The sequence below is a fragment of the Inquilinus sp. CAU 1745 genome, from assembly GCF_039839375.1.
In the GTDB taxonomy this organism is placed as follows: domain Bacteria; phylum Pseudomonadota; class Alphaproteobacteria; order DSM-16000; family Inquilinaceae; genus JBDOQU01.
The window spans coordinates 119546-136088 of record NZ_JBDOQU010000006.1 but is presented as its reverse complement, the minus strand read 5'-3'; the positions used below and the strand labels follow the sequence as shown (position 1 = coordinate 136088).

General features: G+C 67.7%; 16 protein-coding genes. 8 read left to right on the top strand and 8 right to left on the bottom strand.

Annotated features, from left to right (window positions below; translation table 11 throughout):
- Nucleotides 1-9: 9 nt before the first annotated feature.
- Genes trmD through ffh form a run of 5 tightly spaced genes read right to left on the bottom strand, consistent with a single transcriptional unit; the run spans nucleotide 10 to nucleotide 3580 of the window.
- The gene (gene trmD, locus AAFN89_RS09495) at nucleotides 10-747 is read right to left on the bottom strand and encodes a tRNA (guanosine(37)-N1)-methyltransferase TrmD (protein ID WP_347538390.1); all 738 of its coding nucleotides are present in this window, start codon (nucleotides 745-747) and stop codon (nucleotides 10-12) included.
- Nucleotides 744-1307: a ribosome maturation factor RimM gene (rimM, locus tag AAFN89_RS09490; protein WP_347538388.1), complete on the bottom strand. Its 564-nt coding sequence runs from the start codon at nucleotides 1305-1307 to the stop codon at nucleotides 744-746. The genes trmD and rimM overlap by 4 nt, the downstream gene beginning before the upstream one ends.
- A gap of 39 nt (nucleotides 1308-1346) precedes the next feature.
- Nucleotides 1347-1766: a 30S ribosomal protein S16 gene (gene rpsP / locus AAFN89_RS09485; protein WP_347538386.1), complete on the bottom strand. Its 420-nt coding sequence runs from the start codon at nucleotides 1764-1766 to the stop codon at nucleotides 1347-1349.
- Nucleotides 1767-1802: 36 nt separating this feature from the next.
- The gene (locus AAFN89_RS09480) at nucleotides 1803-2189 is read right to left on the bottom strand and encodes a VOC family protein (RefSeq protein ID WP_347538384.1); all 387 of its coding nucleotides are present in this window, start codon (nucleotides 2187-2189) and stop codon (nucleotides 1803-1805) included.
- Nucleotides 2186-3580, bottom strand: a complete 1395-nt coding sequence (gene ffh, locus AAFN89_RS09475) for a signal recognition particle protein (RefSeq protein ID WP_347538382.1) — start codon at nucleotides 3578-3580, stop codon at nucleotides 2186-2188. Before ffh ends, AAFN89_RS09480 begins: the two co-directional genes overlap by 4 nt.
- Before the next feature lie 318 nt (nucleotides 3581-3898).
- Here ffh and AAFN89_RS09470 point away from each other — a divergent pair, with 318 nt between their 5' ends.
- The 6 genes from AAFN89_RS09470 (at nucleotide 3899) to AAFN89_RS09445 (ending at nucleotide 11280) form a co-directional block, all read left to right on the top strand.
- Nucleotides 3899-5245: a pentapeptide repeat-containing protein gene (locus AAFN89_RS09470; protein ID WP_347538380.1), complete on the top strand. Its 1347-nt coding sequence runs from the start codon at nucleotides 3899-3901 to the stop codon at nucleotides 5243-5245.
- Nucleotides 5246-5320: 75 nt separating this feature from the next.
- Nucleotides 5321-6148: a diaminopimelate epimerase gene (gene dapF / locus AAFN89_RS09465; RefSeq protein ID WP_347538378.1), complete on the top strand. Its 828-nt coding sequence runs from the start codon at nucleotides 5321-5323 to the stop codon at nucleotides 6146-6148.
- Nucleotides 6149-6297: 149 nt separating this feature from the next.
- A complete protein-coding gene (locus tag AAFN89_RS09460) occupies nucleotides 6298-7512 on the top strand; it encodes an imelysin family protein (protein WP_347538612.1) in 1215 nt (404 codons plus the stop codon).
- Nucleotides 7513-7541: 29 nt separating this feature from the next.
- Nucleotides 7542-9029 (top strand): di-heme oxidoredictase family protein, encoded by a 1488-nt coding sequence (locus tag AAFN89_RS09455; RefSeq protein WP_347538375.1) that lies wholly within the window; start codon nucleotides 7542-7544, stop codon nucleotides 9027-9029.
- A gap of 26 nt (nucleotides 9030-9055) precedes the next feature.
- A complete protein-coding gene (locus AAFN89_RS09450; RefSeq protein WP_347538373.1) occupies nucleotides 9056-10162 on the top strand; it encodes an imelysin family protein in 1107 nt (368 codons plus the stop codon).
- Nucleotides 10162-11280 (top strand): DUF1513 domain-containing protein, encoded by a 1119-nt coding sequence (locus AAFN89_RS09445; RefSeq protein ID WP_347538371.1) that lies wholly within the window; start codon nucleotides 10162-10164, stop codon nucleotides 11278-11280. Before AAFN89_RS09450 ends, AAFN89_RS09445 begins: the two co-directional genes overlap by 1 nt.
- 52 nt (nucleotides 11281-11332) lie before the next feature.
- Here the strand turns inward: AAFN89_RS09445 and AAFN89_RS09440 are convergent, their stop codons facing one another.
- The 3 genes from AAFN89_RS09440 to AAFN89_RS09430 form a co-directional block, all read right to left on the bottom strand.
- Nucleotides 11333-12781 (bottom strand): multicopper oxidase family protein, encoded by a 1449-nt coding sequence (locus tag AAFN89_RS09440; protein WP_347538369.1) that lies wholly within the window; start codon nucleotides 12779-12781, stop codon nucleotides 11333-11335.
- Nucleotides 12782-12843: 62 nt separating this feature from the next.
- Complete coding sequence (locus AAFN89_RS09435; protein ID WP_347538367.1) at nucleotides 12844-13170, bottom strand: DUF2946 family protein; 327 nt, start codon at nucleotides 13168-13170, stop codon at nucleotides 12844-12846.
- A gap of 2 nt (nucleotides 13171-13172) precedes the next feature.
- A complete protein-coding gene (locus AAFN89_RS09430) occupies nucleotides 13173-13433 on the bottom strand; it encodes a metal-sensitive transcriptional regulator (protein ID WP_347538365.1) in 261 nt (86 codons plus the stop codon).
- A gap of 177 nt (nucleotides 13434-13610) precedes the next feature.
- On the opposite strand from AAFN89_RS09430, the gene AAFN89_RS09425 reads away from it, so the two are divergent.
- On the top strand, nucleotides 13611-15875 hold the full coding sequence (locus AAFN89_RS09425; RefSeq protein WP_347538610.1) for a heavy metal translocating P-type ATPase: 2265 nt from the start codon (nucleotides 13611-13613) through the stop codon (nucleotides 15873-15875).
- Nucleotides 15872-16534 carry a class I SAM-dependent methyltransferase gene (locus tag AAFN89_RS09420; RefSeq protein WP_347538363.1) on the top strand — a complete coding sequence of 221 codons (663 nt, stop codon included), beginning with the start codon at nucleotides 15872-15874 and terminating at the stop codon, nucleotides 16532-16534. The genes AAFN89_RS09425 and AAFN89_RS09420 overlap by 4 nt, the downstream gene beginning before the upstream one ends.
- Nucleotides 16535-16543 lie beyond the last annotated feature (9 nt).

Sequence of the window (16543 nt, the reverse complement as noted above, 5' to 3'; positions counted from 1 at the left end):
CCGGGTTCTCTAATCCAATCCCCGGGCGCTTGTGGACTTGGCGGCCAGGTATTTCCGCCAGAGGTCCGGGCGTCGCTCCCGGGTGATCCTTTCGGCTTCCGCCGTCCGCCAGGCATGGACCTTGGCGTGATGGCCGGAAACCAGAATGTCCGGCACCGGGCGGGGGACACCGTCTTGCCCCTGCCACACCGCCGGACGGGTGAAATGCGGGTATTCAAGAAGACCCGCGGTAAAACTCTCTTCCTCGGCGCTGCTGTCGTTGCCCATGACCCCCGGCAGAAGCCGGACCATGGCGTCGATCAGCGCCAGCGCCGCGGGCTCGCCGCCCGACAGCACGAAATCGCCGAGGCTGACCTCCTCGACCTCATGGGCGTCCAGCACCCGCTGGTCCACCCCCTCATAGCGGCCGCACAGAAGCACGACCGTCTTCTCCGTCGCCAGGCCCCGGACCAGTTCCTGGTCCAGCGGCCGGCCGCGCGGGCTGAGGTAGATCACGCGGCCTTCGTCGGGCCGGGCGGCCGTCAGCGCCGCATCCACCACATCCGGCCGCATGACCATGCCGGCTCCCCCGCCGAACGGGGTATCGTCCACGGAGCGGTGCTTATCGCTCGCGAAAGACCGGATGTCCAGCGTTTCCAGCGCCCAGTCGCCGCGCTCCAGCGCCTTGCCGGAAAGCGACAGGCCGAGAGGTCCGGGAAACATCTCCGGAAACAGGGTCAGGACCCGCACGGTGAGGGGCGCGCTCATGACCCGATTCCTTCCTCCGGCCCTTCATCCTCCGGGCGGTGGTCCGGCGGCTCAAGCAGTCCTGCGGGAGGATCGACCACGATGCGGCCGCCTGCGAGGTCCACCACCGGCACAGCCGCCTTGGTGAACGGCACCATGACCGCGCCGGGCCGCCGATCGATCTCGATCAACGGTCCGGCGCCGAATTCATGGACTGCCCGCACGACGCCGAACGGCTTGCCGTCGGGGCCCTCGACCGGAAGGCCGATCAGATCGGCGTGGTAGAATTCGTCCTCCTCCGGCTCCGGCAGCAGGTCCCGGCCGACATAGAGGCGCGTGCCGCGCAGGGCGTCGGCGCCCGTCCGGTCGGACACCCCCTCGATCCGGGCGAGCCACTGTCCCTTGGCTTGGGACAGAAGCTCCAGCCGGAACGAACGTAGGCCCGGCTCGTCCGACAGGGGGCCGTAGGACGTCACGCCTTCCGGGTCCTCGGTGAAGGGTTTCACCTTCACCAGTCCCCGGACGCCGTGGGCGCCGGCGATCATGCCGACGCAGACGCGCGGCTGCGAAGCCTTTGGCATAGCGATCGCGGCTCCCGCTGGACTTCGCCGGCGTCGCGCTTACGCCTCGGCGGGGGTGGCTTCCGCGTCGGTTTCGGCCGGAGCCTCGGCCGGGGTTTCCGCGGGCGCTTCTGCGGCGGCCTTCTCGGCCTCCTGGGCAGCCTTCAGGCGCTCCTGGGCTTTCGCCTTCGGGGCCGACTTGTTCGGGGTCTCGCGGTACTTCGGAGCCTCGATGATGCCGGCATGGCCCAGCATGCGGGCGACGCGGTCGGTCGGCAGGGCGCCGACGCTCAGCCAATGCTTGATCCGCTCCTCGTTCAGGGTCACGCGGTCGGCGTGGTCGCGTTCCACCATCGGGTTATAGGTGCCCAGCTTCTCCAGGAAGCGGCCGTCGCGCGGGCTGCGCTTGTCGGCGGCGACGATCTGGTAGAAGGGGCGCTTCTTGGTGCCGCCGCGGGTCAGGCGGATCATGACGGACATGGGTGGTGCTCCTTGGTCTTGTGCTCGAAAGATCGATCAGGGGTTGACGTAACAGACGGCCTCGACCTTGTGCCCGTCCGGGTCCAAGGCGAAGGCCGCGTAATAATCCGGCCGGTATTCGGGCCGGAATCCTGGTGCGCCGGCGTCCTTGCCGCCGGCCGAAAGGGCAGCGGCGTGGAAGGCGTCGACATGGGCGCGATCGGGCGCCTGAAAGCAGACATGCCCGCCATTGTTGGCGACGACGGGACGGGACTTGTCGAGCGGCAGGTTGACGACGAATTGCGGCTCGCCCTCCCGCCCGTAGGCGACCAGATGGTCTCCTTCCTCGAACAGCCGGCCGACTCCCAGCTCTGCGAGCACGGCGTCGTAGAAGCATGCGGACCGTGCGATGTCGGCAACGCCCAGCGAGACGTGGTGGATCACTTGAAGCCTCCCGGCGGCAGCATGCCCGGGGGCAGGCCTCCGCCCGGCGGCATGCCGGGGAAGCCGCCGCGCATCAGGCCCTTCTTCCCCATCTTCTGCACGCGCTTCATCATGTCGGCCATCTGCTGATGCTGCTTCAGCAGTTTGTTGACCTCCTGCACGCTGGTGCCGGAGCCGCCGGCGATGCGGATCTTCCGCTTGGCCTGGATGATCTTGGGGTTGCGGCGCTCCCTCGGCGTCATGGAGGAGATGATCGCCTCCTGCCGTTTGATCATGCCGTCGTCGATGTTGGCGTCCTTCAACTGCGCCTTCATCTTGCCGATGCCCGGCAGCATGCCCATCAGACCCGACAGGCCGCCCATCTTGCGCATCTGGCGGAACTGCGACGCCATGTCGTCAAGGTCGAAGCCGCCCTTCTGGATCTTGGCGGCCAGCTTCTCCGCCTCGTCCCGCTCGATCGTCTCCGCCGCCCGCTCGACCAGGCTGACGACGTCGCCCATGCCCAGGATGCGGTTGGCGATGCGGTCGGGATGGAACGGCTCCATCGCGTCGACGCGCTCGCCGACGCCGATCAGCTTGATCGGCTGGCCGGTGACGGCCCGCATGGACAAGGCGGCGCCGCCGCGCGCATCACCGTCGACGCGGGTCATGACGATGCCGGTGACGCCGATCTTCTCGTGGAAGTTGGTCGCGACCGTCACCGCGTCCTGGCCGGTCATGGCGTCGACAACCAGCAGCGTCTCGACCGGCTGGGTCGCGTCCCTGATCGCGGCCACCTCGGCCATAAGCTCCAGGTCGATAGACAGCCGGCCGGCGGTGTCCAGAAGGACGACGTCATAGCCTTCCAGGCGGCCGGCCTGCATCGCGCGCTTGGCGATGTCCACGGGCTGCTGTCCAGGCACGATCGGCAGCGTCGCCACGCCCGCCTGCTCGCCCAGCACCTTCAACTGCTCCATGGCCGCAGGGCGCCGCGTGTCCAGCGACGCCATCAGGACCTTCTTGTTCTCCTTGCTCTTGAGCCGGAGAGCGACCTTGGCGGTGGAGGTGGTCTTGCCCGAACCCTGAAGGCCGACCATCAGGATCGGAACCGGCGGCACGGCCAGCAGGTTGATCGGCTCGACCTCCGCGCCGCCCAGCATCTCGACCAGCGCGTCATGGACGACCTTGACGACCATCTGCCCCGGCGTGACCGAGCGCAGCACTTCCTGGCCGATCGCGCGTTCCTTGACGCGATTGACGAAATCCTTGACCACCGGCAGCGCGACGTCGGCCTCCAGCAGGGCGACCCGCACTTCGCGCAGCACGGCGGCCACATCCGCCTCGCTCAGCGCGCCGCGCTTGCGAAGCCGGTCGAAGATATCGCCCAGCCGTCCCGTCAGTCCGTCAAACATGCCCCGGCTCCCGAAGGTCGCCCTGTTGATCCGTCTGATCCGGCCCAAACGTAAAAGCGCCAGTGCGCGAAACTCGCGGACCGGCGGACACCCTTGGGCGTTGCACTTGATGGAAGCCTCGCGGCCCCCGCTGGTGCTGGATCGGCGCGGACATTAGGCGGGGGATGGCCTTGAGTCAATCGCGGCATTCCGCGACGCCTGTGTCACAGGAATGCCACAGGTAAATCGAACGCCCGGATATTGTTCCTTAACCATTTGGCGGGCCTACTGGAGCGACATACGTCGTTATTCCCGCGCCGCTATCCGAATGAGTTCCCGATGCCCCCCTCGAGCCTCGACACCCCGGCTCCCCACCGCCGTTCAGTATCGCAGCAGGAACTGGACGGCCTGGCGCGCGAACATGCGCTGTTCCTCCAGCGGAAGGGCGGAAGTCGGGCGCGGCTGCGGCTGCACGACCTTTCCCATCTTGATCTTTCCGGGCGCGATTTCAGGGACGCCGACCTTTCGGGCGCGCGGCTGTACGGCGCGCGGCTGGTCGGGGCACTGCTGACGGGGACCAACCTCTACGGCGCGGATCTCAGGCTTTCCAACCTCAGCAATGCGGAACTGACGGGCGCGGACCTGCGGGGGGCGTGCCTGCGCGGCGCCGTCCTGACCGGCGCGACGATGATCGACACCGACCTGCGCGACGGCGTGATCGTGACGCCCGGCAATGACGGGGAACTGAAGCCGATCAGCTTCGACATCAACATCACCGAACTGACCTGCGCGAAGGTCAACAACGCCAATTTGACGCGGGCCAAGCTGGCCAACGCCTTCGTCATGCAGACGGATTTGACGGATTCGATCTTGCGCGACGCGAAGCTGATCCGGACCAACCTCTCGAACTCCGACCTCACCGGCTGCATCCTGGAGGGCGCGGACCTGACGGAGGCCAATCTGTCCGGCGCGGTGTTGAGCGGGGCGGACCTGTCGGGCGCGAAGGTCTATCGCACCAACCTGTCGAACGCCGACCTGATCGGCGCGATCTACGATTCCGGTGCGATCTCCGGCGCGGACACGACCAACGCCCGCGTGTCCAAGGCGTTCGAATCGCTGCGTCGGCCGCTGGACGACATCCTGCGCTCCCACGCGACCTGGGTCGCGTCCAACGGCAAGGAGGGCGAACGCGCCGATCTGTCGGAGGTCAATCTGACTTCCTGCGACCTGTCGGGGCGTAACCTCGCGGCGGCGATCCTGCGCTCGGTCTCGCTGGGCAAGGCGTCCTTGCGCCGGGCTGCCCTGGCGATGGCCGACCTTTCCATGGCCGACCTTCGCGGCGCGGATCTGGCTGGAGCGGACCTTCGCGGCGCCAATCTGCAGCGGGCGTCGCTGGCGGGCGCGGATCTGCGCCGCGCGCGCCTGGCGCCGGTGGAGATCGCGGGGCCGACCGCCTTCGTCTGGCAGGCGAACCTGACCCGCGCCCGGATGAACGGCGCTAATCTGGCGGAGGCCGACCTGACCGACGCGCAGCTTCAGGGCGCGTCCCTGACGAATGCCGACCTCCGCCGCGCCAATCTGTGTGGGGCCAATCTTCAAGGCGTCGATTTCACCGGCGCGCGCCTGGACGATTGCCGGTTCGACGACGCCGACCTGTCCAGCGCCGTGGGCTTCCGCCGGGCATAGGGCGGCAGGCGGAAGCATCGCCCCATGGACGCCCCCCATGGACGATTGGTGGGCGGCGCTTCTATATATCCTTCCATGGAACCGCTTCCCTTCCTCAAGATGCACGGGCTGGGCAACGACTTCGTCGTGCTGGACGCCCGCGAACGGCCGATCGCGCTGACCGAGACCGCCGTGAGGGCGATCGCCGACCGGCGGCTGGGGGTGGGGTTCGACCAGCTTATCGTGATGGAGCCGTCCGCCGACGGCGCCGATCTCTTCATGCGCATCCGCAACGCCGATGGCGGGGAAGTTTCGGCCTGCGGCAACGCCAGCCGTTGCGTCGCCTCGCTGGTGATGGCGGAGAAGGGGGCAAGGACCGCGCGCATCGATACGGCGTCGGGGCTCCTGGAATGCGCCGCGGATGAACGGGGGGTCACGGTCGATATGGGGCCGGCCCGTCTGGACTGGCGGGATATCCCAACCGCCGAGGCGTGTGACACGCTCAATATGCCTGTCAGCCTTGACGGGCTGAGTGACCCTGTCGGCGTCAACATGGGCAACCCGCACGCCGTCTTCTTCGTGCCCGACGCGGAGGCGGTGGCGCTGGAGCAGGTGGGGCCGGCACTGGAGACCCACCCCTTCTTCCCCGAACGCGCGAATATCGAAATGGTCCATGCGCTGGGTCCCGACCGCCTGCGGATGCGGGTGTGGGAGCGCGGCGTCGGCATCACGCAAGCCTGCGGGACGGGTGCCTGCGCCGTCGCCGTCGCGGCCGTCCGGCGCGGCGTCACCGGCCGGGCCGTGGAGGTGGTGCTGGATGGCGGGTCGCTGGATATCCTCTGGCGGGAGGAGGATGGACACGTCCTGATGACCGGGCCCGTCGCCACCAGCTTCCGGGGCGTGCTGTCGCCGGACCTTCTTTAGGGAGTCATAAGCGGCATTTGTTGCGAGTCATTTTCACTCGCGCTATGGTCCCCCCGAACGATCGTTCCACCAAAAAATCGGGGGCTCCAATGAATTCACGCGCATTCCTCACCATGACGGCGATCGGCGGCTTCGCGGCCTCAGCCGCCATGGCCCAGACAGCGCCCGACAAGGCCGCCATCCTGGAAACCTATGCGGACATCGCCCATGCCGCGTATGAGGATTCGCTGATCACGGCCAATGCGCTGGAAGACGCCGTTTCGGCTCTTATCGCCGACCCGACCGATGAGACTCTCGCCGCCGCGCGGGAAGCCTGGCTGGCGGCGCGTGTCCCCTATCAGCAGACGGAAGCCTACCGGTTCGGCAACGCCGTGGTCGACGATTGGGAAGGCAAGGTGAACGCCTGGCCGCTGGATGAGGGGCTGATCGATTATGTCGACGCCTCCTACGGCACGGCGTCCGACAGCAACCCGCTCTATGTCGCCAACGTCATCGCCAGCCCGACCATCGAATATGGCGGCGGGACCGTCGACGCGACGGAGATCACCAAGGAACTGCTGGCCGAAGGGCTGCACGAGATCGACGCGGTGGAGTCGAATGTCGCGACCGGCTATCACGCGATCGAATTCCTGCTGTGGGGCCAGGATTTGAACGGCACCGGCCCCGGCTCGGGCGACCGTCCGGCCAGCGACTACGATACCGAGAACTGCACCAACGGAAACTGCGATCGCCGCGCCGAGTATCTTCTGACGGCGACGGAACTGATGATCGACGATCTGGAGTGGATGACGGAGCAGTGGGCACAGGGCGGCGAGGCGCGGACGGCGCTTCTGGAAGGCGAGCCGAATGCCGGCCTGACCGCCATGCTGACCGGGCTGGGCAGCCTCTCCTATGGCGAACTGGCGGGCGAGCGGATGAAGCTGGGCCTGCTGCTCAACGATCCGGAGGAGGAGCATGACTGCTTCTCCGACAACACCCACAACTCCCACTATTACGACATCCTCGGCATGGCGAACGTCTATCGCGGCAGCTATACCCGCGTGGACGGCACGGAAGTTTCCGGCCCCAGCCTGTCGGACCTGGTCGCCACCGTCGATCCCGACCTGAACGAGGAGATGGAGTCCAAGCTGGACGCCACCCTCGCCGCCGCCGACACGCTGGTGGAGCGGGCGGAGACGGTGGAGGCCTATGACCAGATGATCGGGCCGGACAATCCTGAGGGCAACGCGGTGGTCCAGGACGTGATCGACGCGCTGACCGACCAGACCCTTGCGATCGAGCGGATCGTCGCGGTGCTGGAGATCCAGCCGATCGCCTTCGAAGGCTCCGACAGCCTCGACGATCCGGCAGCTGTCTTCCAGTAAGCGGCGGCCGCTCCGGCGGCTGTCCTGCAATGTGGAAATACGCGCTCCTGGTTCCCTTCTCGCTCGTCCTCGGCCTGGGTTCCGTCCTGGCCGGGGGCGACGAGGAGGCGCGGATCGCCGCGGTGACCCGGCCGACGGAGGATTTCACGGCGGCGGAGCAGTATGAATCCCGGCCGGCCGGGGCGGCGACGCTGATGCGCGCGCCCACGATCGACGCCTTTTCCGAGCCTTCGGCCAATATGAGCTTCGACCGGGAGCTCAATTTCAGCGTCGGCAACGGCATCTTCCGGAAGATGTGGGTTTCCTCCCCCGCCTCGACCGCCTCGTCGGACGGGCTGGGACCGCTGTTCAACGCGCGGGCCTGCCAATCCTGCCATTTGAAGGACGGGCGCGGTCACCCGCCGGCGCCCGGCGACGGGGCGGGCGGGTCCATGCTGGTGCGCATCAGCGTTCCGCCGGAAACGGAGGCGGAGCGGGCCGCCCTTGCCTCCCATCGCCTCCTCTCGATCCCCGAACCTACCTATGGCGGCCAGTTCCAGGACCTCTCGATCCAGGGACATTCCGGGGAAGGGCGGCTGGTCATCGAGTATGAGGAATTTCCGGTCGAGCTGTCGGACGGGGAGATCGTCCATCTACGCCGCCCAACCTATTCCTTCGAAGACCTCGCCTACGGCACGATGCATCCGGAGGTGATGCTATCAGCGCGCGTCGCTCCGCCCATGATCGGGCTGGGGTTGCTGGAGGCGGTGGACGAAACCGACATACTGGCCCATGCCGATCCGGAGGATTCTGACGGCGACGGCATCTCCGGCCGTCCCAACCGGGTCTGGGACGTGGAGGCGGGAGAGGTCGCGCTGGGCCGCTTCGGCTGGAAGGCTGGAGAGCCTTCGATCCGCCAGCAGGCGGCGCACGCCTTTTCCGGCGATATGGGCCTTTCGACCAGGATCGCGCCGGCCGCCTTCGGCGACTGCACGATAGCCCAGCCCGCCTGCCGCGCCGCCATCGACGGCGTCCAGCCGCAATATGGCGAGGTGGAGGTGCCGGACGAGATGTTCGATCTGGTCGTCTTCTATTCGCGCAACCTCGCCGTGCCGATGCGCCGAGACATCGACGACGCCCAGGTGCTGGCGGGCAAGGAGCTTTTCTACGAGGTCGGCTGCATCGGCTGTCATGTGCCGAAGTACGTCACCCGCCGCGACGAGACACATCCCGAACAATCGTTCCAGCTTATCTGGCCCTATACCGACATGCTGCTGCACGATATGGGGGAAGGGCTCGCCGACCATCGGCCGGACGGGGTGGCGACGGGGCGGGAATGGCGGACGCCGCCGCTCTGGGGCATCGGGCTGACGGAGACGGTGAACGGCCATACCTTCTTCCTTCATGACGGCCGCGCTCGGAACCTGCTGGAGGCGATCCTCTGGCATGGCGGCGAGGCGCGGGCGGCCCGCGACCGCGTCGTCGCCATGGATGCCAACGAAAGGCGGGCGCTGCTCGCCTTCCTGAATTCGCTTTAGACGGGCGGGGACCGAAAGGACGAGAGATGATCGGACGAGGGCCGGCCGCGGCCGGACTATCGATGCTGCTGGCGGGCGCGGCCTTCGCCGCCGACGGACAGGAGGGGTATCGCCGGCTGAACGAGGCGCTGATCGACCATCACATCCTGCCGCGATATGAACGTCTGGCGATCGCGACCGAGGGTTTGGCCGAGGAGGTAGAAACTTCCTGCGCCGCCGGGGCGACGCCGGATGTGGAGGCGCTGCGCGTCGCCTTCAATGAGGGGATGGATTCCTGGCAGGACATCCAGCATGTCCGCTTCGGCCCGGTCGAACTGCTGATGCGCGGCTTCCGGCTGTCCTTCTGGCCGGACCCGCGCGGCAATGTGGGGGAGGCGCTGGACGGGATGCTCGCTGAAGCGGACGAAGCAGCGCTGTCCTCGGACGCGTTCATCGACGCCAGCGTCGCCGTCCAGGGCTTTCCGGCGTTGGAGCGGCTGCTGTTCGATGAGGAGCAGGCGGCCGCCTTGACGGCCGGCGAGGACATGCCGTTCCGTTGCGACCTCATGCGGGCGATCGCGGGGAACATCGCCGGCATGTCCGCCGAACTGTCGCGGGAATGGAGCGAGGGCGAGGACAGCTACCGGAACCGGATGCTGACGCCGGGTGAGGACAGCCTGCGCTATTACGATCACCAGGAGGCGTCGCTGGACCTGCTGCAGGCCCTGCACGGCGCGCTGGAGGTGACGGCCGACATGAAGCTGGCCCCGCCGCTGGGAGAGGACATCGCCGGCGCCCGACCCCGGCTGACGGAATCATGGCGCAGCGGCCGGTCGCTCCGAAACATCGTCCTGAACCTGGAGGCCGCGCAGGACCTCTATACAGGCGGCGACGGTTTCGGTTTCGACGACTATCTGCGCGACATCGCCGGCGACGCCGACCTGGCGGACCTGTTCGACCGCGCCTTCGCGCAGACGCTGGCGACGGCGGCCTCGATCGACATGCCGCTCGCCGAAGCGGTCGCCGATCCCGAGGCGCGGCCGAAGGTGGAGAAGCTGGCGACCGAGGCGGGCGCGATCGCCCAGCTTATCGAGGAGCGTATGACCGTGGCGATGGGCCTGACGCTCGGATTCAACGCGATGGATGGCGACTGATGGTCACTCTCTCCAGACGATCCCTGCTTGCCGGGTTCGGGGCCGGCATGCTGATCCCTGTCGGCATCGCGGGCGGCGCGGAAGCCGGCGGGACACTCTACGTCAACGCCAAGGCCGATGCGGACGGCCGGTTCCGCGTGACCGCCTTCGACGGGGAAGGGACGGTCGCCTTCGACCTGCCGCTGCCGGAACGCGGGCATGCCTTCACCGCCGCGCCCGATGGCGGCGACGGCGTCATCTTCGCCCGCCGGCCGGGCACATGGGCGCTGGTCATCGACCGGCGCGGCGGCGCGGTCCGCCGGGCGATCGCCAGCGTGCCGGGGCGGCATTTCTTCGGCCATGGCGTCTATTCGCGCGACAGCCGGCTGCTCTACGCCACGGAGAATGATTACGAAGGCGGACGCGGGATGATCGGCATCTATGACGCCGCCGCCGGCTATGAGCGGGTGGGGGAATTCCCGTCGCACGGCATCGACCCGCATGACCTCAGGCTGCTGGACGATCATACGCTGGTGGTCGCCAATGGCGGCATCCTGACCCATCCGGACGCGCCGCGGGCGAAGCTGAACATCCCGACGATGGAGCCGTCGCTGGTCCATATGGACCTCCGCGACGGCGCGTTGCTGGCCAAGGACGCGCCGCCGGTAGAACTCCGGCAGTTGAGCTGGCGGCATCTGGCCATCGGCCGGGATGGGGCCGTCGGCGTGGCGATGCAGTATGAGGGGCCGGAGAGCGAACTGCCGCCGCTGGTGGGCTTGCGCCGTCCGGACGGCGATTTCCAGTTCCTCGACATGCCGGACCAGGCCTTGAGGGCGCTGGAGCATTATTGCGGCAGCGCCGCGGCCGATCGGGAGGGCCGCGTGTTCGGCGTCTCCGCCCCGCGCGGCGATCGTGTCGTCTTTTGGGACATGGGGACGGGCGAGCTGATGTCGGTGGGCGAGATCCCCGACGGCTGCGGCATCGCGGCCGGGCCGGAACCGGCGACCTTCCTCGTCTCCAGCGGGCAGGGCGGCGTCCGCCTGTTCGACGCCCACACCGGCGATAGCCGCCCCATCGCCCGGAAACTCGACCCCACCGATCAGTGGGACAACCACATGACGGTGGTTGAGCGGGCCTGATCCAGGGGAAGGCGTCAGGGGCGAGGAGATAACGCCCATGACACCATCCGGATCAGCCGACGCCCTGATAATCGACCGTCGTCATCATTCCGGCGGCCATATGGTAGAGATTGTGGCAGTGGAAGGCCCATCTGCCGGGATTATCGGCGTCGAAGACGACGGTCACCGATTCCATCGCCGGAACCAGAACCGTATCCCGCATCGGACCATCAATCTCCCGGCCGCCGATCGCCGTCACCTTGAAATGATGGCCGTGAAGGTGCATCGGGTGGGACATCATGGTCCGGTTCCGGATGTGGAAGGCGACGCGCTCCCCTTCCTCCACTCCTATCGCCTCTCCATCCCTTCCGTCGATCGCCAATCCCCAGACATAGCTTCCCATGCCGCCGGTAAGGTCGACGGTGATCGTGCGATCGATTGGACGCTCCGGCGGCGGACCGGCCGGGCTCAATTGCCGTTCGAGCGCCAGGTCGAGGACCGGGCCGTCCTCCTCGCCGATCGGCGGCAGTCGATCGATAGCAGCCCCTCGCGGAGCCAGGATAAGGCCGGTGCGCTCCGGCGCGCCCTCGCGCAAGGCAAGGATCGGGCAGGCCGCGCGCTCGGCGGGCATGGTCAGGACGATGTCCAGCCGTTGGGCCATGGCGATGGGGAACTGGCGACCGCGTAGCGGCGCGACCGGATTTCCATCGACAGCGACCAGATTGCCTTCCAGCGCCCCCAGGTCGATCGTGAAGTTCGTCGAGGCGGCGCCATTGATGATCCTGAGGCGAATATCCGAACCCGCCTCGACGGCGACGACCTCCGGATCGTCCAATGTGCGGTCGTTGGCCAGATAGGCGTCATGGTCGATATCGTTGATATCCATCGCCATCATGCCGCCACCCATCATGCCGCCACCCATCATGTCGCCACCCATCATGCCGTGACCGCCATGGCCCATCGCCATATCGTGACCTCCGGCCGTCAGCGCCTCCATCAACTGAGAGGGAGGGGCGAAGGAGAAATCGTGCAGCATCATCACGACCTCCCGCATCTCCGGCGTTCCGTTGGCCGGATCCCGGATGATCAGGGGCGCGGCCAGCAAATTCTGCTCCTGGAGCCCAAGATGCGAATGCATCCAGTGGGTCCCGGATCGGTTCAGGGGGAAATGATAATCGTAGGCGTCGCCGGGTTGGATGGGTGGCTGGGTGATACCGGGTACGCCATCCTGCCGCCATGGCGGCGTCAGGCCGTGCCAGTGGATGAGCGTCGGTTCGGTCAGGGTGTTCTCCAGCCTGACATCGAAGGCGTCGCCTGTCCGGGCTTCCAGCCCATGACCGCCGTCCGGGCGGGTCAGCCCATAGACCGTGGCCGCGCGGCCGGCGATGTCGAGGGTGCGCGTGCCGGCCCGGATGATGGTCGCGGGCGTGGCGGCGAAAGCCCGTCGGAGGGGCGTCAGCGCGCCGACGGCCCCCGTGGCAATGCTGGTCAGCAGAAACTGACGGCGATTGAGATGGATCATGGAACTGTCCTTCCAGAGGAATACACGTTGACGGCGCTTCGGAAGCGCCGCGCCGAAGAGATTCACGCTGGCGATTTGGGCGGACGGTGCGGTGGCGGCGTCGCGCGGTTGACGAGTTCCGAGGCTGGCGTCGTCTCCCAGTTGGTCGGGGACGGCCGCGGCGGCATCTGCGCCGAGGCAAAAGTCGGGGCGCAAAGGCCGCAAACGCTTGAATTCATGTGGTGGGCAGCCACCGGCGCGACATCGAGGCCGGTCGTTGGCTGGTGTCCGGAATGCTGGTGCGTGACGGGGGCGGGATCGGGACGCAGCTCAACCTCATGGGTGGCGTGCGCCAATCCCGCCGACAGGATCGCCAGAACCGCAAGCATTCCGATCAATCGCCGGATCATGGCTACAGCCGTCCCAGGACCTGCATCAGTTCGGCGATCTTCTCCCGCTGCTCATCGGCGTCGCCGCTCTGGATCGCGTGCTCCACGCAATGGGAGACGTGGTCCTTCAGCACCTCCTCCTCCACCTTCTTCAAGGCGGCGCGCACGGCCTGGATTTGGGTGACGATGTCGATGCAGTAGCGCTCATCCTCGACCATCCGGCCGATTCCGCGCACCTGCCCCTCGATCCGCTTCAGACGGGAGAGGCAGGATGTCTTGGTCATGCTTTCCATACTTGAAATATACCTATAGGGGGTATAGGTATCAAGCAGGAAACAGCAGTGTCCGAGATTGAAATGTCCTGTCATCAGCACGGTTCCGCCCATCACCATCCGGCCGCCAGCCCGAACGCCGGCTCCTGTTGCGCCCATTCCAGGGAGATCAAGGATCCCGTCTGTGGCATGACGGTCGATCCCGAGACGGCGAAGCACCGCGCGGAGCATGAGGGCGAAACCTACTATTTCTGCGCCGCCCGCTGCCGGGAGAAGTTCCTGGCCGATCCGGCGAAATACCTCTCGACGGACGGTGCGCCTGCCGAGGAGGAAGCGCCACCGGGCACGATCTATACCTGCCCGATGCATCCTGAGATCAGGCAGGTCGGCCCCGGCTCCTGCCCGATCTGCGGCATGGCGCTTGAGCCGGAGACGGTCACCGCCGAAGCTCCGCCCAACCACGAATTGATCGACATGACGCGGCGGTTCTGGATCGGCCTCGTCCTCACCCTGCCGGTCTTCGCGCTGGAGATGGGCGGGCATCTCTTCGACCTGCACCGCCTGATTGCTCCGCAGATGTCCAACATCGTCCAGCTTGTCCTGTCGACGCCGGTGGTGCTGTGGGCGGGATGGCCGTTCTTCCAGCGGGGCTGGGCCTCGATCCGGACGCGCAACCTCAACATGTTCACCCTGATCGCCATCGGCACCGGCGTCGCCTGGCTCTACAGCATCGTCGCCACCGTCGCGCCCGACATCTTTCCGGCCGCATTCAGGGGCATGGACGGGTCGGTCGCGGTCTATTTCGAAGCCGCCGCGGTCATCACGGTCCTCGTCCTTCTGGGGCAGGTGCTGGAACTGCGCGCCCGGGAACGGACGGGCGGCGCCATCAGGGCGCTTTTGAACCTGTCGCCCAAGACGGCGCGCCGGGTGACCGGCGACGGCGGCGACGAGGAAGTGTCGCTGGACACCGTCGTGGCCGGCGATCTGCTGCGTGTCCGGCCGGGCGACACGGTGCCGGTCGACGGCGAGGTGACGGAAGGGCGCAGCGCCGTCGACGAATCCATGGTGACGGGGGAATCGCTGCCGGTCACCAAGGCCATCGGAGATTCGGTGGTCGGCGGCACGATCAACCAGACCGGCTCCTTCGTCATGCGGGCCGACCGGGTCGGGCGGGACACCGTCCTCTCCCGGATCGTCCAGATGGTGGCGGAAGCCCAGCGCAGCCGCGCGCCGATCCAGCGCCTGGCGGACCAGGTGGCCGGCTGGTTCGTGCCGGCCGTGCTGGCCGTCGCCGCGCTGGCCTTCGCCGTCTGGGCGTTCCTGGGGCCTGAGCCTTCCATGAGCTACGCCCTGATCGCCGCCGTCTCCGTGCTGATCATCGCATGCCCCTGCGCGCTCGGCCTCGCGACGCCGATGTCGATCATGGTCGGCGTCGGACGGGGCGCGGGCGCCGGCGTCCTGGTCAAGAACGCGGAGGCGCTGGAGCGGTTCGAGAAGGTTGACACCATCATCCTCGACAAGACGGGGACGCTGACCGAAGGCCGCCCCGCCGTCACCGCGATCGTTCCGGCCGAGGGCGTGGCGGAGGAGGATCTGCTGCGCCTCGCGGCGGCGCTGGAACGGGGAAGCGAACATCCGCTCGCCGCCGCCATCGTCGGGGCCGCCTCCGATCGCGGGATCGCCTTGCCGGCCGTCTCGGACTTCGACGCGCCGACCGGCAAGGGCGTGACCGGCCAGGTTGAAGGCCGGCGGGTGGCGCTGGGCAATGCCGCGCTGATGGCCGATCTGGGCGTCGATCCGAAGGCGCTGGCCGAGCAGGCGGACGCCTTGCGGAAGGATGGCGCCACGGTCATCTTCGCTGCCTTGGACGGCGCGCCGGCGGGCCTCGTCGCGGTCGCCGATCCGGTCAAGGAGTCGACACCGGGGGCGTTGGAGGCGCTGCGGAAGGAAGGGCTGCGCATAGTCATGCTGACCGGCGACAACAGGACGACGGCGGAAGCCATTGCCCGGCGGCTGGGGATCGAGGAGGTGGAGGCCGAGGTGCAGCCGGAAGACAAGGCGAGGGTGGTCCACAGGCTGCGGCAGGAGGGCAGGGTGGTCGCGATGGCCGGCGACGGCGTGAACGACGCTCCGGCGCTGGCCGCCGCGGATATCGGCATCGCCATGGGTACCGGCACCGACGTCGCGATCGAGAGCGCCGGGATCACGCTCCTGAAGGGCGATTTGAACGGGCTGGTCCGCGCCCGCCGCCTTTCCGAGGCGGTGATGGCGAACATCCGGCAGAACCTGTTCTTCGCCTTCGTCTACAACGCGCTCGGCGTGCCGGTCGCCGCGGGTGTCCTCTACCCGGCCATGGGCCTGCTGCTCAGCCCCGTCGTCGCCGCGGCGGCGATGGCGCTCAGCTCCGTCAGCGTCATCGGCAATGCCTTGCGGCTGCGCGCGGCGCGGCTGTGACGGCGCCGGCCCCGACAGGCTGCCCGCTCTGCCGGCTGCTGTCCGCCTCTCCGTGGCTGGAGGTGGACGGCAGCCGCTATCATGATTGCGGCGGGTGCGGCCTGATCTTCCTCGCGCCCGACCAGCGTCCTGGAGCCGGGCTCGAGCGGGCGACCTACGACCTTCATGAGAACGATCCGGACGATCCGCGCTATCGCGCCTTCCTCTCCCGGCTGGTCGATCCGCTGGCGGCGGCGCTGGCGCCTGGCGCGGCCGGGCTGGATTTCGGCTGCGGGCCGGGCCCAACGATCGCGCCGATGATGGCGGAAGCCGGATTTTCGGTCGCGAACTATGATCCCTTCTATCATCCCGACGCCGCGGCGTTGTCCCGCACCTACGACTTCATCGCCTGTTCGGAGACGGTGGAACATTTTCATGACCCGGCGGCGGAATTCTCCCGTCTGGACGGGCTGCTGAACCCGGGAGGACGGTTGGGCGTGATGACCGGGATGGTCGAGGACAGGACGCGTTTCGCCAACTGGAACTACCGCCGCGATCCGACCCATGTGGCCTTCTACAGCAGGGAAACCATGGGCTGGATCGCCGGCAGGCATGGCTGGACCGCATCCTTCCCTGGCCGCACGGTCACCCTGTTCACGAAACCGCCGGCGGCGGGGTAAGCCCCAATC

Coding starts and splice junctions, on each gene's coding strand:
- trmD (WP_347538390.1), bottom strand. CDS start 747: ATGAGCGCGCCCCTCACCGTGCGGGTCCTGACCCTGTTTCCGGAGATG.
- rimM (WP_347538388.1), bottom strand. CDS start 1,307: ATGCCAAAGGCTTCGCAGCCGCGCGTCTGCGTCGGCATGATCGCCGGC.
- rpsP (WP_347538386.1), bottom strand. CDS start 1,766: ATGTCCGTCATGATCCGCCTGACCCGCGGCGGCACCAAGAAGCGCCCC.
- ffh (WP_347538382.1), bottom strand. CDS start 3,580: ATGTTTGACGGACTGACGGGACGGCTGGGCGATATCTTCGACCGGCTT.
- AAFN89_RS09470 (WP_347538380.1), top strand. CDS start 3,899: ATGCCCCCCTCGAGCCTCGACACCCCGGCTCCCCACCGCCGTTCAGTA.
- dapF (WP_347538378.1), top strand. CDS start 5,321: ATGGAACCGCTTCCCTTCCTCAAGATGCACGGGCTGGGCAACGACTTC.
- AAFN89_RS09460 (WP_347538612.1), top strand. CDS start 6,298: ATGGCCCAGACAGCGCCCGACAAGGCCGCCATCCTGGAAACCTATGCG.
- AAFN89_RS09455 (WP_347538375.1), top strand. CDS start 7,542: ATGTGGAAATACGCGCTCCTGGTTCCCTTCTCGCTCGTCCTCGGCCTG.
- AAFN89_RS09450 (WP_347538373.1), top strand. CDS start 9,056: ATGATCGGACGAGGGCCGGCCGCGGCCGGACTATCGATGCTGCTGGCG.
- AAFN89_RS09445 (WP_347538371.1), top strand. CDS start 10,162: ATGGTCACTCTCTCCAGACGATCCCTGCTTGCCGGGTTCGGGGCCGGC.
- AAFN89_RS09440 (WP_347538369.1), bottom strand. CDS start 12,781: ATGATCCATCTCAATCGCCGTCAGTTTCTGCTGACCAGCATTGCCACG.
- AAFN89_RS09435 (WP_347538367.1), bottom strand. CDS start 13,170: ATGATCCGGCGATTGATCGGAATGCTTGCGGTTCTGGCGATCCTGTCG.
- AAFN89_RS09430 (WP_347538365.1), bottom strand. CDS start 13,433: ATGACCAAGACATCCTGCCTCTCCCGTCTGAAGCGGATCGAGGGGCAG.
- AAFN89_RS09425 (WP_347538610.1), top strand. CDS start 13,611: ATGACGGTCGATCCCGAGACGGCGAAGCACCGCGCGGAGCATGAGGGC.